The sequence below is a fragment of the Streptomyces sp. NPDC102451 genome, assembly GCF_044765485.1.
In the GTDB taxonomy this organism is placed as follows: Bacteria; Actinomycetota; Actinomycetes; order Streptomycetales; family Streptomycetaceae; genus Streptomyces.
In genome coordinates this window covers 36,383-50,142 of sequence record NZ_JBIWKD010000011.1, presented here as the reverse complement: position 1 = coordinate 50,142, position 13,760 = coordinate 36,383, and the positions used below count along the sequence as shown (strand labels likewise).

The following is a 13,760-nucleotide window of genomic DNA, read 5'->3' as shown; positions in this document are numbered from 1 at the left end:
GGCTCCGCTCCCCGGCCGTGGCCCGTCGCCCGTCGAAAGGACACCCGTCATGACCTCACCGACCGCCCTGTGCGCCGGACGCGTCGCCGCAGTCACCGGAGCGGGCCGTGGACTCGGCCGCGCCCATGCGCTGGCCCTCGCCGCCGAGGGCGCGAAAGTCGTCGTCAACGATCTGGGCGTGGGGCCGGACGGCTCCGGCGCGGGCGACGGCCCTGCCCAGCAGGTCGTGGCGGAGATCCGCGCGGCCGGGGGCGAAGCGGTCGCCCACGGCGGTGACATCGCCAGCTCCGAGGGAGCGGCCTCGCTCGTCGCCACAGCGCTCGACTCCTTCGGGCGGCTCGACACCCTCGTCAACAACGCCGGATTCCTCCGCGACCGGATGCTGGTCAACCTGGACGAGGACGACTGGGACGCGGTGATGCGGGTCCACCTCAAGGGCCACTTCCTGCCGCTCAAGCACGCCGCGGCCCACTGGCGGGCGGAGGCCAAGGCGGGCAGGACACCCGAGGCGCGGGTCGTCAACACCAGCTCCGGAGCAGGGCTGCTGGGCAGTGTCGGACAGGGCAACTACGCCGCCGCCAAGGCGGGCATCGTCGGTCTGACCCTGGTGGCCGCCGCCGAGATGGGCCGCTACGGGGTCCAGGTCAACGCGATAGCCCCGGCCGCCCGGACCCGTATGACCGAGGAGACCTTCGCCGCGACCATGGCGGCGCCCGGGGAGGGGGCGTTCGACGCGATGGCCCCGGAGAACGTCTCGCCGCTCGTCGTATGGCTGGGCTCCGCCGCGTCCGCCGGGGTGACCGGCCGGGTCTTCGAGGCCGAGGCCGGCCGGATCACCGTGATGGAGGGCTGGCGGCCGGGACCCACCGCCGACAAGGGCGCCCGCTGGAGTCCGGCCGAGGCCGGCGCGGCGGTGTCCGGACTGCTCGCCGGGGCCGAGACGCCGCAGCCGGTCTACGGGGCGCACTGACCCACCTGCGTACGGCGGGGTGACGTCACGTCACCTCGCCGTTCAAAGCGCCGCGTTCAGGGACCGGCGGGCTCGCCCCGTACCCCTCGGACCAGCAGCGCGGGGGACTCCGGGCGGCCGTCCAGGATCCGGTTGGTCCGGGTCACCACCTTCCAGCCCGCCTCCGTGCGCCGCAACCGCCAGTGGTTGGCGGTGGCCCGGCGCACGACGTACCGGCCCTCATCGCGCACCACCATCAGCGAGTGGCACACCGCAACGGCGGCGTCGCCCTCGACCGTGATGTGCGGCGGACCCACGACATGCGCGCAGCCCTGCCTGATCCAGCCCTGGTGCGCGGGGGAGCGCACCATCTCGCGGATCCGCTCCGCACCCGCGAGGAAGATCTCGTCGATGTCGTACACACCGTCAGGTGCCCAGAGGGCCGCGACCCCGTCCGCGTCGCCGCCGTCCACCAGGGGCCCGTACGAGGCCATCGCACGGGCGACGTCGCGCTCGTCCTCCAGGAGCGCCAGCCGAGCCTCGACCGCCGCCAGCCGGTCCTCGCTCATGCCCGCACCTCCGGAGCCGCCGTGACGCCCGCGATCGCGGCGAGCGCCTCCAGCTGTTCGAGGTAATGGCTCACCGACATGGCGCTCAGCGACACGCCGGCCAGCGTGGCACCGGCCTCGGACACCTTCCGCAGCGCCGTCGACGTACCCTCCGCGTCGCCGGACGGATCGAGGGGGCGGCCTGCGCTCAGCACCACCTCGAAGCCCTCCGGGAGCGAGGCGGCACCGACCATCTCGCGCAGCCGCTCCAGCGGCAGCCCGAACGGCACCCAGCCGTCGCCGTGCGTCACCGCCCGGCGCAGGGAGCGCGCGGTGCGGCCACCGATCCACAGCGGCACCCGGGCCTGCACCGCGTGCGGCTCCACGACGAGCCCCTCGTAGGCGAAGTGCTCCCCGTGGTACGCGGGTTCACGCATGGACAGCGAGGCCCGCAGCGCCGCGACCGCGTCGTCGGCGACCGCACCCCGGCCCTCGAACTCCGCACCCAGCAGCCGGAACTCCTCCTCCAGACTGCCGACACCGAGCCCCAGCACGAGCCGCCCGCCAGAGACGCGGTCCAGGGTGCCGTAGCGCTTCGCGAGCGCCAGCGGATGGTGGTAGCCGAGCACCAGGACCTGGGTGGCGAGCCGGATCCGGTGGGTCCGGGCAGCCAGATATCCGAAGGTGGCGAGCGGATCCCAGTAGGTGCCGCCGCGCTGTCCGGCGACCTCGACGGGCACCGCCACATGTTCCGAACAGGTCAGATGGTCGAAGCCGAGCCGGTCCGCGGCCTCGGCGACCGCCCCCAGCTCCTCGATTCCGGCGGTGCGCTCCCATGGGGAGTGCACGCCGGGAACGGCCGTGACGACGGGACTGTTGATGCCGAGCCGCATGGGCAACCTCTCGGTCAGGACGGGACACAGGGACGAGCCGCCATCCAAGTCCACGCGCCCCGCACGCAGGGGGTCCGTCCCGGTGGGCGGGAAGCCGCACGCCCGTGCGGGGCCGGGCTCCCTACGGTGCGCAGGGGGCCGCCCCGGGGACAGTGTGTCCGCCCCGGCGGGCCGGGCCCCGCGTCGCGCCTTCGGTCGATCTGAGGAGTACCCATGCCCCGTAACGTCGTCGTCACCGGATCCGGTTCCGGGATCGGTGCCGCACTCACCGCTCTGCTCCGTGCCCAGGGAGACCGGGTGATCGGGGTGGATCTCCACGGGGGCGAGATCGACGCGGACCTGTCCAGCCCGGAGGGCCGCAGCGCCGGCGCCGGGGCGGCCGTCGAGGCGGCCGGCGGCGTCGTGGACGCGGTCGTCACCTGCGCCGGCACCTCCGTACCGGGAACCGCCATGGTGAGCGTCAACTACTTCGGCACCACCGAGTTCCTGACGGCGCTGCGGCCCGCGCTCGCCGCCGCCGAGCGTCCCCGGGCTGTCGTCATCGGCTCCATCTCCGGGACCCGGCCCAGCGACCCCGACGTCGTCGCCGCCTGCCTCGCCGGCGACGAGGCCGCGGCCCTGGCACATGCGGAGCGGGCCGTGGCCGACGGCCGCGCACGGCAGCTGTACCCCTCGTCCAAGGCGGCGCTCGCCCGGTGGGCGCGGCGTACCGCCGTCGCCGAGGGCTGGGCCGACGCCGGAATCCCCGTGAACGTGGTCGCCCCCGGCACCGTCCTCACCCCCATGAGCGCCCCGGTCTTCGCCGACCCGGAGATGAAGAAGCTCATGGACGCGGCGGTCCCCATGCCGCTCAACGGCTATCTGCGGCCCGAGGACGTCGCACGGGCCGTGATGTTCCTGGCCTCCGGGGAGAACAGCCACATCACCGGGCAGGTGGTGTACGTCGACGGGGGCGCCGAGGCGACCCTGCGGGGATCCGCGGACTCCTGAGAGGACGACCCACCGGTGCCCCGGCCGCTTCGGGCGAGCGGCCGGGGCAACGGTGGGTCCGGTCCGGGAACGCGCCTCAGACCCGCACCCCGCGCCGGATCACCTTGCCGGTCGCGTTGCGCGGCAGCTCCTCGGTGGTCAGCCGCCACCGCTCGGGCACCTTGAAGTAGGCGAGTTCGTTCGCCGCGTACTCCCGCAGTGCCTCCTCGGTGACCGTCGAGCCGGCCCTGAGCACCACGACCGTGCCCACCTCCTGGCCGAGGTCGGGGTGCGGTACACCGAGGACCAGGCACTCCCGGACGTCCGGGTGCTCCGTGAGGACGGTCTCGATCTCGGCGGGGTAGATGTTCTCGCCGCCCCGGATGATCAGGTCCGAGCGGCGGGTGCTGAGATACAGCCGGCCCTCACGCAACTGCCCCATGTCCCCGGTGCGCAACCAGCGTTCGGCGTCCACGGCCCCGGCGGTGGCCTCCGGGTCGCGCCAGTAACCCAGCATGTTGTACACGCTGCGGACCCAGATGTCGCCCTCCTCGCCCTCGCCGAGCACCTGGCCGGCGGGGTCGCGGATCTCCAGGGTCACGCCGACGACGGGCCGGCCGAGGGTCCCCGGGGCGGCCGCTAGCTCGACCGGGTTCGCCGCGGCGATACCGGTACACGTCTCGGTCAGCCCGTAGCTGTCCACCAGCGAGTCCTTCGCGAACGGCAGGTTCCTGCGCAGCCGCTCCTTGAACTCGGTGGACGACGGGGCGGAGGCCAGCGCGAAAGCCGTCAGCGACGACGTGTCGTACCGGTCGGCCCCGCCGTGTTCGAGCAGCCGGTGGGCCATCGTGGGCACCGCGCCCCAGTTGGTGACGCGTTCCCGCTCGACCATGCCGAGTACTGCGTCCACGTCGAACGCCCCCTGGTGCAGGGCGATACGGCTGCCCGTGGCGAGCCGTGGCACGGCCAGATTGTGCAGGCTCGCGATGTGGAACAGCGGCAGCGTCAGCAGGTAGACCCGCTCCTCGGGCGCCAGCGGGTCGCCGAACTCCTGGAGCAGCGCGTCGTTGAGACGGTGGTACTCCACCACGGCCAGCAGATTGCGATGAGTGTGTACGGCGCCCTTGGGGCGCCCCGAGGTGCCCGAGGTGTAGAGGATGACGGCCGGGTCGTCCTCGGCGACGTCCGCGGACGGCAACGGCGCCCCGGGGTGGGCCGCGGCGAAGCGGCCGATGTCGTCCTCCAGGGACAGCACCGGGACCGTGCAGCCGGCCAGCTTCCCCGCCTGCCTGGCGTCGGCCACCACGAGCGCGGGGTCCGCGTTGCCGATGCCGTGCGCCATCTCGCGCCCCGACCACCAGGCGTTGAATCCGACCGCCACCGCGCCGATCGACACGGTGGCCCAGAACGTCTGGATCCACTCCGGCGAGTTGGCGGCGGCGATGGCCACCCGGTCGCCCCTGCCGATGCCGTACTCCTCCCTCAGCACCTGTGCCAGCGAGGCGACCTGGGCGGCGTGCTGGGCGAAGGTGATCCGCCGGTCCGCGGTGACGATGTAGTCACGGCCGGCATGGGCGACGGAGGCGTGCAGCACCTCGTGCAGAGCCCGCTGCCGATGGGTGAACACCGGCAGCCGGGTGCCCAGCACATCGTCGTCCAAGAGCTCGAACGGGCCTCCCGGGCCGGTGAGCCGGGCCACGGGGGCGGGGGTGCGGTGGTCCGTTTCGCTGGACATCGGGAACTCCTGGGCGTCGTGAACTCCACTGGGATCGCGGTCGGGGCCAGTGTCGGCCGGACGGGGGTGCCACCCCCCGGCCGGTTCCGGTCACTGGGACACCGCGGCACGGCGCGGACGGAGACACGACGGCCGCCCCACCGGCCGTGCTCGCGCCCCGCCCGGCTCCCGGTGAGTGGGATGCGTCACGTCAGCCGGATTTGGGCGGCCGTAGCGTCCCCCCACCTGATCCCGCCCCGCGCCTCACCGCTTCCCGCACCGGACACCTGGAGCAAGAAATGAAGCGAGCACCACGGGTGAGAGCCCGCCTCCTGGCCGCCCTGGCCGCCGCCGCGATGCTCACCTCCGCATGCGCCTCACCCGATGACGGGGACGACGGCAAGAAGCAGAAGGCCGAACGCGGCCGCTACGTGTTCGGGAACATCGGCGAGCAGCCCGACGGCGGCACGCCGGTCCGTGGCGGCACCCTGCGCTTCGCGGACTACGGCGAGGCCCGCAGCCTCAGCCCCGCCGCCACCTACGCCACGGGCGCGTCGGGCGGCTCCGCCCTCGCCGCCGTCTACGACGTGCTGATGCGCTACGACACCGCCGCCAAGCAGTACGAGCCCTGGCTGGCCCGGTCACTGAGCAGCAGCGACGACCTGAAGACCTGGACCCTGAAGCTCCGCGACGGTGTGACGTTCTCCGACGGCACCCCCCTCGACGCCGGAGCCGTGATCGGCAGCATCGAGTGGTACCAGAAGAACAAGGGGGCCGACACCGCGCTGCTCGCCCCGAACCTCACGCGGACGCAGGCCACCGACGACTCCACCGTCGTCTTCACCCTCCGCAGCCCCTGGGCGACCTTCCCGGCGATGCTCGCCCAGGCACCCGGCATGATCGTGGCCCCCGCCGCGTACGCCAGGAAGACCTTCGAGCCGATCGGGGCGGGGCCCTTCACCCTGGACACGTACGCCCCCCAGGAGGAGATGGTCCTCAAGGCCAACAAGAAGTACTGGAAGGGCGAGCCCCACCTCGACGCGCTGCGCTTCACCTGGCCGCAGTCGGACCGCGCCAAGCTGGAGGCGCTGAACGACGGCACCGCCGACGTGACGTACATGCGCAGCCCCGACGTCGTCGACGACGCGGTGAAGGAGAACCACCCCGGGGAACTGACCCTCACCGGCCTCGGCAACATGATCACCATCAACACCCGCGAGAACCGGCCCGGCGCGGACCTGCGCGTCCGCAAGGCGATGGCCCTGGCACTCGACCCCGACCTCGACACCGAACGCGCCTACGACGGCAAGGGCCTGCCCGGCCAGGAGATCTTCCCGCCCGAGTCACGTCTGCACTCCGGGGTGAAGCCCGTCGGCATCGACCTCGACCGGGCGAGGGAACTCCTCGCCGAGGCGAAGAAGGACGGCTACGACGGCACCCTCACCTACATGGACGGCACCGACCCCGTCTCCCGGGCCAAGGCCGTCGTCACCAAGGCCATGCTGGAGCGGGTCGGATTCACCGTCCGGCTCGACCTCGTCCCCTCGATCGCCGACCGGGTGGCGAAGACCTACGTGGAGCACGACTTCGACATCAGCCGCGGTGCGGCCAGCATCTCCGAGAGCGACCCGTACCACCGTCTGCAGAGCGTCCTGAACTCCCGGAGTTACGGCAATCCCGGCGGGTACGCCAACCCGAAGATGGACGCGCTGCTCGAACAGCTGCAGGGCGCCGACGGCGACGCCGAGACGCAGCGGGTCCTCGACGCCGTACAGACGCTCTTCAACGAGGACGTCCCCGTGGTGAACCTCGGGGCCAGCGCCGCCTTCACCGCCTGGGGCGAGAACGTCCACGGCATCGTCCCCACCGACGAGTACATGGCGCTCTTCGGCGAGGCGTGGATCAGCAGGTGACCCGCCCGGCCCCTCCCCAACCGTCCCGCCCGGGCCGCGCAGCCGGCACCGGGCAGATCCTGGAGGAACCATGAGTCCCGCTGCGCTGCGCCGGCCGGCCCTCCGGGTCCTGGAACTGGCGGGCGTGCTCCTCATCGCGAGCATCGGGGTGTTTTCCCTGGTGACCCTGCTCCCCGGCGACCCCGCGACCGACATACTCGGGGCGGGCCGGGCGCCCTCCGAATACGCCGAGCTCCGCCACGACCTCGGACTCGACCAGCCTCTCGTCTCCCGCTACTTCGACTGGCTGGGCGGAGCCCTCACCGGCGATCTCGGCCGCTCCGTCGTACCACCGCAGAGCGACGTCACCGACCGGGTGCTGTCCGCACTGCCCGTCAGTTTCGAGATCGCCGCACTCGGCCTGCTCATCGCCCTGGTGATCGCCGTGCCGCTGGCCATGTGGTCGGCGTACCGGGAGGGTTCGGCGGCCGACCGCGCCATCAGCGCCGGCACCTTCGGTGTGCTGTCCGTACCCAGCTTCCTGGCCGGGCTGCTGCTGATCCTCGTCCTGGTCGACTCGGCCGGCTGGTTCCCGCGTTCCGAATGGATCCGGATCGGCGAGGGCGACCCGCTGGGCAATCTGCACCACGCCTTCCTGCCCGCACTGACCGTCGCACTGGCCGAACTCGCCATGTTCGCCCGGGTGCTGCGCGGCGATCTCATCGTGACCCTGCGCGAGGACTTCATCCTCGCCGCCCGCGCCAAAGGCATGAACCCGCTGCGCATCCTGTTCTCCGACGCGCTGCGCCCCTCCTCCTTCTCCCTGGTCACCCTGCTCGGTCTGAGCCTCGGCCGGCTGATCGGCAGCACGGTCGTCGTGGAGTACCTGTTCGCGCTGCCCGGCATGGGGACGCTCATCGTCAACGCGGCGGGCCAGGGCGACTACCCCATGGTCCAGGGCGCGGTGCTCACCATCGCCGTGATCTACGTGGTGATCAACGCCGGCATCGACCTCTCCTACGGCTACCTGGACCCGAGGACGCGACGTGTTCATGTCTGACATCGTTCCGCGCACGCGGACCGCACTCGCGCCCGGCCTGCTCACCGCCGTGGCGCTCACCCTCGTCGGCCTCGGCCTGCTCGTGTTCGGCGCGACCACGGCCCAACTCGTCCCGCTCGCCAGGGCGGCCGTCGCGCTGCTCGGTCTGGGCATGACGTTCGGCGGGGCCTTCCGGCTCGGCCGGCGATGGGCGGGACCCGGCTTCGACGTGGTCCTCTGGTTCGGCGCCGGCTGGCTCCTGCTGCTCGGCCTCGCGATCCTGTTCAGCCCGTGGCTGCCGCTCGCCGAGGACCGTGACGTCGCCACCACCGTCCTCGAACCCGCCTTCGCCACCCCGACGTTCACCGGCGGCCACCCGCTGGGCACCAACGCCTTCGGCCTCGACCTGCTCTCCCGGTCCCTGTACGGCGCCCGGTCCTCGCTGCTCATCTCCCTGTCCGCGGTCGCCATCGGCACCGTCGTCGGCGGAGCCGTCGGCATGGTCGCCGGCTACTTCGGCAGAGCGACCGACCGGGCGGTGGGCATCGCCACCAACTCGCTGCTCGCCGTGCCCCCGCTCATCCTGCTCATCGCCCTGGCCACCGTGCTCCAGCCACACCTGCGCAACGTCGCGCTCTCGCTGTCGCTGCTCACCGTCCCCGGCATGGTCCGGCTGGCCCGCGCCACCACCATGGCCTACGCCAACCGGGAGTTCGTCGTCGCCGCCCGCGCCATGGGCGCCACCCGCTCCCGCATCCTGCTGCGCGAGCTGCTGCCCAACGTCCTGCTGCCCCTGCTGTCCCTGGCCGTCGTGATGATCTCGGTCCTCATCGTCGCCGAGGCCTCCCTCAGCTTCCTCGGACTCGGCATCCAGCCGCCCGAACCCACCTGGGGAAACATGATTGCCGAAGGGGAGGGCCGGGTCTTCGAGGAGCACCCGCACATCGTGCTCGTGCCCGGCACCTTCCTCTTCCTCACCGTGTTCGCCTTCAACATCGTCGGCGAGAAGGCTCGCGGGCGCTGGGACTCCCGGAGCGTGAAACTGTGACCACCGCACCGCTGTCCGAGGGCCCCGCGCACCGCACCGAACCGCCCCTGCTGAGCGCCACCGACGTACGCACCGCCTTCCACACACCCCACGGCCCCGTGCAGGCCGTCGACGGCGTCAGTCTGTCGCTGTCCGCGGGGGAGACGCTCGGCATCGTCGGCGAGTCCGGATCGGGCAAGTCCGTTCTCGGCCGCACCCTCATGGGCCTGATCACCGACGGCCCGGGCACCAGCGTCTCCGGAACCGTCACGCTCGGCGGCCGGGACGTCCACGCCCTGAGCCCCGCGGGGCGGCGGTCCCTGTGGGGCACCGAGGTCGCCATGGTCTTCCAGGACCCGATGACCTCACTGAACCCGGTGAAGAAGGTCGGTGCGCATCTCTCCGAGAGCCTCCGCGCGCACCTCGGCCTCAGCCGCTCCGCGGCCCGGGAACGGGCCGTCGACCTGCTCCGGCAGGTCGGCATCCCCGAACCTGCCCGGCGGGCACGCCAGTACCCGCACGAACTCTCCGGCGGAATGCGGCAGCGCGTCGTCATCGCCATGGCGCTGGCCTGCGGCCCACGCCTGCTCATCGCCGACGAACCCACCACCGCGCTCGACGTCACCGTCCAGAAGCAGATCCTCGACCTGCTCCAGTCGCTCGCCCGGGACCTGCGGATGGCGACCGTCCTGATCAGCCACGACCTCGCCACCGTCGCCGGCCGCACGGACCGGGCCGCGGTGATGTACGCGGGCCGCTTCGTCGAGTACGGGCCCACGCAAGCCCTGTTCGAACGCCCCCGGCACCCGTACAGCAGCGCCCTGATCGCGTCCGTACCCCGCCTCGACCTGCCCCCGCACACCCTGCTCCCCACCATCGAGGGCCGCCCGCCCAACCTGCTGCACCCGCCACCCGGCTGCCGGTTCGCCCCGCGCTGCGGCGCGGCCACCGAGCGCTGCACCACCGGGACGCCTCAGCTCTCCGCCCCCGACGCGGACCGTGACGCCGGGGGTTCCGTCGCCTGTCACCACCCCTTGGGCGCCGCCGAGGAGGCCACCGTATGACCACCACCCGCACCGCCGTCACCGCACAGGGCCCGGAGCCGGCCGCACTCACCGCCGAGGACCTCGTCGTGGAGTTCCCCGCCGGGCGCGGCCGCAGGGTGCACGCCGTCTCGGGGGTCAGCCTCCAGGTCGAGGCGGGCGAAACCCTCGGCATCCTGGGGGAGTCCGGCTGCGGCAAGTCCACCGTCGGCCGCTCCCTGATCCAGCTGCCGCCCCCGGACTCGGGCACCGTACGTCTCGGCGGGACGGCCCTCACCGGCCTCGCCCCCGAGGAACTGCGCAGGGCCCGCGCACGGATGCAGATCATCATGCAGGACCCGGTCTCCGCCCTGAACCCCCGGCGCAAGGTCAAGGACCTGGTGTGGGAGGGCCTTTCGATCTGGGGGAGCGGCGACGACGCCCGCGACAAGGACACCCGGATCGACACGGCCCTGCGAGACGTCGGCCTCGACCCCGCCACCGTACGGAACCGCAGACCGCACGAACTCTCCGGCGGCCAGTGCCAGCGGGTCTGCATCGCCCGCGCCCTGCTCCTCGACCCCGAGGTGCTGATCTGCGACGAACCCGTCTCCAGCCTCGACGTGTCCGTACAGGCGCAGATCCTCAACCTGCTGGAGACGGCCAAGCGGCGGCGCGGGCTGAGCATGGTCTTCATCGCCCACGACGTCTCCGTGGTGAAGAACATCAGCGACCGCGTCATGGTGATGTACCTCGGCAAGGTCTGCGAGGTGCTGCCCTCCGACCGGATGCAGCACGAGGCCGCCCACCCCTACACACGGCTGCTGCTCGCCTCCCTCCCCGAGGCCCGGCGCGACCCCGGCACCGGCCAGGACCCGGCCGGGGATCCGGTCGCCGAACTCCCCTCGCCCCTGAACCCGCCGTCGGGCTGCCGCTTCCGCACCCGCTGCCCGATGGCCACCGACCGGTGCTCCGAGGAGGAGCCCCCGCTCAGGGACATCCGTCCCGGACACCGCATCGCCTGCCACCACGCCGAACCCAGGAGGAACCACCCGTGACCGCCACCGAGACACCCGATGTCCTGGCCCCCGCCCAGCTGGGCCCCGTCAAGCTCCGCAACCGCATCATCAAGGCCGCGACCTACGAGGGGCTCAGCCACAGGTCCCTGGTGACCAAGGACCTCGTCGACTTCCACGTCGGCTACGCCCGCGGCGGCGTCGGCATGACGACCGTCGCCTACTGCGCCGTCGCCAAGGAGGGCCGGACCGACCGGCACCAGATCCACTGGACGGACGAGGCGATGCCCGGGCTCCGCACACTCACCGAGGCCGTGCACGCGGAGGGCGCCGCGGTCGCCGCCCAGATCGGCCACGGCGGGCCCGTCGCCAACCCCAAGGGCAACGGCGCCCCGGCCCTCTCCCCGTCCAGGCACTTCCACGCCACCACCCTCAGCTGGGCCCAGGAAGCCACCCACGCCGACATCCGGCGCATCACCGAAGCCCATGCCGAGGCCGCACGCCGCGCCGTCGACGCGGGCTTCGACGCCGTCGAGGTCCACCTGGGCCACAACTACCTCGCCAGTTCCTTCCTCAGCCCCAGGATCAACCACCGCACCGATGCCTACGGCGGCAGCCTGGAGAACCGGGCCAGGTTCGCCCGGGACATCATGCGGGCCGTCCACGACGCCGTCGGCGGCCGGATCGCCGTCATCGCCAAGATGAACATGGACGACGGCGTGCCCGGCGGCTTCTGGCTCGACGAGGCCATCCCGGTGACGCAGTGGCTGGAGAAGGACGGCACCGTGGACGCCCTGGAGATGACCGCGGGCAGCTCCCTGCTCAACCCGATGTACCTCTTCAAGGGCGACGCCCCGCTCGACGACTTCTCCGCGATCATGCCCCAGCCGATCAAGCTCGGCGTGAAGCTGGTCGGCAAGCGGTTCCTGCGGACCTACCCCTACCGGGACGCCTACCTCCTGGAGGACGCCCGGCAGATCCGGGCCGCCGTGAAGCTCCCGATGATCCTGCTCGGCGGCATCACCGGAAGGCCGGTCATGGACCTCGCGATGCGCGAGGGCTTCGAGTACGTGGCCATGGCGCGGGCCCTGCTGCGTGAGCCCGACCTGATCAACCGGCTGCGGGACGACGCCGCCACCCCGTCCCTCTGCATCCACTGCAACAAGTGCATGCCGACGAACTTCACCGGCACCCGCTGCGTCCTGGTCGACCGTGCCACCACCCGCCGTGAGACCTGGGGCACGCCCGCCGGATACGTGGCGTGAGGCGCCCCGACGCCGTCGCCACCGCCGAGGCGGTCAGGAGCGGCGCGAGCGACGCCCGTACGGTGACCGAGGAGGCGATCGCCCGCATCCAGGCGCTCGATCCCGCCCTCGGTGCGGTGGTCCACACCCGGTTCGAGGCCGCCCGTGCCGACGTCGCGGCGGGCCTGCCCGACGGCCCGCTGCGGGGCGTCCCCATGCTCGTCAAGGATCTCGGGACCGATGTCGCGGGCCTGCCCGCGACCGGCGGAAGCCGCCTCTTCGCCGACGTGACCGCCCGGCACGACAGCGAACTGGTGGCCCGCTACCGGCGCGCCGGGGCCGTGGTCCTCGGCACCACCAACACCCCCGAACTGGGCCTCAACGCCTCCACCGAGCCGGCGCTCTTCGGCCCCACCCGCAACCCGTGGAGCACCTCCCACTCACCCGGCGGCTCCAGCGGGGGCTCGGCGGCCGCGGTGGCGGCCGGGATGGTCCCGGTCGCGCACGCCAGCGACGGCGGCGGCTCGATCCGCATCCCGGCGTCCGCCTGCGGACTGTTCGGTCTCAAGCCCAGCCGCGGGCGCGTCCCGCCCGCGCCGCGCCCCACCACCCTCTCCGGCCTCGTCTCCGGACACCACGCCCTCACCATGACCGTCCGGGACAGCGCCCTGCTCCTCGACGTCGCCGCCGGCCCGCGGCTCGGCGACGCGTACACGGCGCCGCCCCCGGCCGAACCCTTCGCGGAAACCGCCCGCCGCGCACCGGGACGGCTGCGGATCGGGCTGCTCACCGCACTCCCGGACGGCCCCGACGTGCACCCCGCGTGTGCCGGGGCCGCCCGCGCCGCCGGCCTGCTGTGCGAACGCCTCGGCCATGAGGTCGTCGAGACCACGGCCCGCTACCGGCCCGCCGACGTCGCCCGCACCTCCGGCGTCCTGATGGGAGCCGACATCGTCGCCCAGATCGAGGCCAGGCTCGCCGTCCTCGGCAGGTCCCTGGCCAACAACGACATCGAGCCCTTCACCCGTGTCGTGTACGAGACCTACCGGGCCCTGCCGGCCGCCGACGTCAGCCGTGCGCTGCGGCGCGCGCAGGAGATCGGCTGGGAGGTCGGCGCGGCGTTCCACCGGTTCGACGTCCTGCTCAGCCCCACCCTCGCGCGGCCCACCCCGCTGCTCGGCACCCTCGACACCACGGACCCGGAGTCGATCTACCGGCACGCGTCCGACTGCTCCGCCTTCACCAGCGTCCACAACGTCACCGGGATGCCGGCCATGTCCGTACCCCTCGGCCGCGACGACGACGGCCTGCCGGTGGGGGTCCAGTTCGCCGCACCCCTCGGCGGAGAAGGAGTGCTGCTCGCCCTGGCGGCACAGCTGGAACAGGAGGCGCCCTGGGAGGGTCCCCCCGCTCCGTGACACCCGCTCCGTGACACCGGCTGCGTGAC

12 protein-coding genes are annotated in these 13,760 nt (G+C 72.8%); 9 read left to right on the top strand and 3 right to left on the bottom strand.

Translation table 11 applies throughout. The features are described from left to right. The first annotated feature begins 49 nt into the window (after window positions 1-49). Window positions 50-970, top strand: coding sequence for an SDR family oxidoreductase (locus ACIRD8_RS23605; RefSeq protein WP_403994841.1), 921 nt, complete (start codon window positions 50-52; stop codon window positions 968-970). 56 nt (window positions 971-1,026) lie between these two features. Here the strand turns inward: ACIRD8_RS23605 and ACIRD8_RS23600 are convergent, their stop codons facing one another. Next, window positions 1,027-1,518, bottom strand: a complete 492-nt coding sequence (locus ACIRD8_RS23600; RefSeq protein ID WP_403994838.1) for a nuclear transport factor 2 family protein — start codon at window positions 1,516-1,518, stop codon at window positions 1,027-1,029. Further along, complete coding sequence (locus tag ACIRD8_RS23595) at window positions 1,515-2,390, bottom strand: TIGR03619 family F420-dependent LLM class oxidoreductase (protein WP_403994835.1); 876 nt, start codon at window positions 2,388-2,390, stop codon at window positions 1,515-1,517. Before ACIRD8_RS23595 ends, ACIRD8_RS23600 begins: the two co-directional genes overlap by 4 nt. Before the next feature lie 213 nt (window positions 2,391-2,603). Between ACIRD8_RS23595 and ACIRD8_RS23590 the strand changes: the two genes are divergently transcribed. Next, window positions 2,604-3,380 (top strand): SDR family oxidoreductase, encoded by a 777-nt coding sequence (locus tag ACIRD8_RS23590; RefSeq protein ID WP_403994833.1) that lies wholly within the window; start codon window positions 2,604-2,606, stop codon window positions 3,378-3,380. A gap of 76 nt (window positions 3,381-3,456) precedes the next feature. On the opposite strand, the gene ACIRD8_RS23585 is transcribed toward ACIRD8_RS23590, so the two are convergent. Beyond that, on the bottom strand, window positions 3,457-5,094 hold the full coding sequence (locus tag ACIRD8_RS23585) for a class I adenylate-forming enzyme family protein (RefSeq protein ID WP_403994830.1): 1,638 nt from the start codon (window positions 5,092-5,094) through the stop codon (window positions 3,457-3,459). 278 nt (window positions 5,095-5,372) lie between these two features. On the opposite strand from ACIRD8_RS23585, the gene ACIRD8_RS23580 reads away from it, so the two are divergent. The 7 genes from ACIRD8_RS23580 (at window position 5,373) to ACIRD8_RS23550 (ending at window position 13,731) form a co-directional block, all read left to right on the top strand. Then, the gene (locus tag ACIRD8_RS23580) at window positions 5,373-6,986 is read left to right on the top strand and encodes an ABC transporter substrate-binding protein (RefSeq protein ID WP_403994827.1); all 1,614 of its coding nucleotides are present in this window, start codon (window positions 5,373-5,375) and stop codon (window positions 6,984-6,986) included. Between the two features lie 70 nt (window positions 6,987-7,056). Next, the gene (locus tag ACIRD8_RS23575) at window positions 7,057-8,025 is read left to right on the top strand and encodes an ABC transporter permease (RefSeq protein ID WP_403994824.1); all 969 of its coding nucleotides are present in this window, start codon (window positions 7,057-7,059) and stop codon (window positions 8,023-8,025) included. After that, window positions 8,018-9,052 carry an ABC transporter permease gene (locus ACIRD8_RS23570; RefSeq protein ID WP_403994820.1) on the top strand — a complete coding sequence of 345 codons (1,035 nt, stop codon included), beginning with the start codon at window positions 8,018-8,020 and terminating at the stop codon, window positions 9,050-9,052. Before ACIRD8_RS23575 ends, ACIRD8_RS23570 begins: the two co-directional genes overlap by 8 nt. Next, window positions 9,049-10,095, top strand: a complete 1,047-nt coding sequence (locus ACIRD8_RS23565; RefSeq protein ID WP_403994817.1) for an ABC transporter ATP-binding protein — start codon at window positions 9,049-9,051, stop codon at window positions 10,093-10,095. The genes ACIRD8_RS23570 and ACIRD8_RS23565 overlap by 4 nt, the downstream gene beginning before the upstream one ends. After that, on the top strand, window positions 10,092-11,111 hold the full coding sequence (locus tag ACIRD8_RS23560; RefSeq protein ID WP_403994814.1) for an ABC transporter ATP-binding protein: 1,020 nt from the start codon (window positions 10,092-10,094) through the stop codon (window positions 11,109-11,111). Before ACIRD8_RS23565 ends, ACIRD8_RS23560 begins: the two co-directional genes overlap by 4 nt. After that, on the top strand, window positions 11,108-12,334 hold the full coding sequence (locus ACIRD8_RS23555; RefSeq protein WP_403994811.1) for an NADH:flavin oxidoreductase: 1,227 nt from the start codon (window positions 11,108-11,110) through the stop codon (window positions 12,332-12,334). Before ACIRD8_RS23560 ends, ACIRD8_RS23555 begins: the two co-directional genes overlap by 4 nt. Next, entirely contained in the window at window positions 12,331-13,731 is a 1,401-nt protein-coding gene (locus tag ACIRD8_RS23550; RefSeq protein WP_403994805.1) for an amidase, read from the top strand. Before ACIRD8_RS23555 ends, ACIRD8_RS23550 begins: the two co-directional genes overlap by 4 nt. Window positions 13,732-13,760: the final 29 nt, after the last annotated feature.

What these genes read in the sequence shown, in the direction of transcription:
- ACIRD8_RS23560 (WP_403994814.1), top strand. Translation starts at nt 10,092, where the DNA reads ATGACCACCACCCGCACCGCCGTCACCGCACAGGGCCCGGAGCCGGCC.
- ACIRD8_RS23570 (WP_403994820.1), top strand. Translation starts at nt 8,018, where the DNA reads ATGTCTGACATCGTTCCGCGCACGCGGACCGCACTCGCGCCCGGCCTG.
- ACIRD8_RS23580 (WP_403994827.1), top strand. Translation starts at nt 5,373, where the DNA reads ATGAAGCGAGCACCACGGGTGAGAGCCCGCCTCCTGGCCGCCCTGGCC.
- ACIRD8_RS23590 (WP_403994833.1), top strand. Translation starts at nt 2,604, where the DNA reads ATGCCCCGTAACGTCGTCGTCACCGGATCCGGTTCCGGGATCGGTGCC.
- ACIRD8_RS23575 (WP_403994824.1), top strand. Translation starts at nt 7,057, where the DNA reads ATGAGTCCCGCTGCGCTGCGCCGGCCGGCCCTCCGGGTCCTGGAACTG.
- ACIRD8_RS23585 (WP_403994830.1), bottom strand. Translation starts at nt 5,094, where the DNA reads ATGTCCAGCGAAACGGACCACCGCACCCCCGCCCCCGTGGCCCGGCTC.
- ACIRD8_RS23605 (WP_403994841.1), top strand. Translation starts at nt 50, where the DNA reads ATGACCTCACCGACCGCCCTGTGCGCCGGACGCGTCGCCGCAGTCACC.
- ACIRD8_RS23600 (WP_403994838.1), bottom strand. Translation starts at nt 1,518, where the DNA reads ATGAGCGAGGACCGGCTGGCGGCGGTCGAGGCTCGGCTGGCGCTCCTG.
- ACIRD8_RS23595 (WP_403994835.1), bottom strand. Translation starts at nt 2,390, where the DNA reads ATGCGGCTCGGCATCAACAGTCCCGTCGTCACGGCCGTTCCCGGCGTG.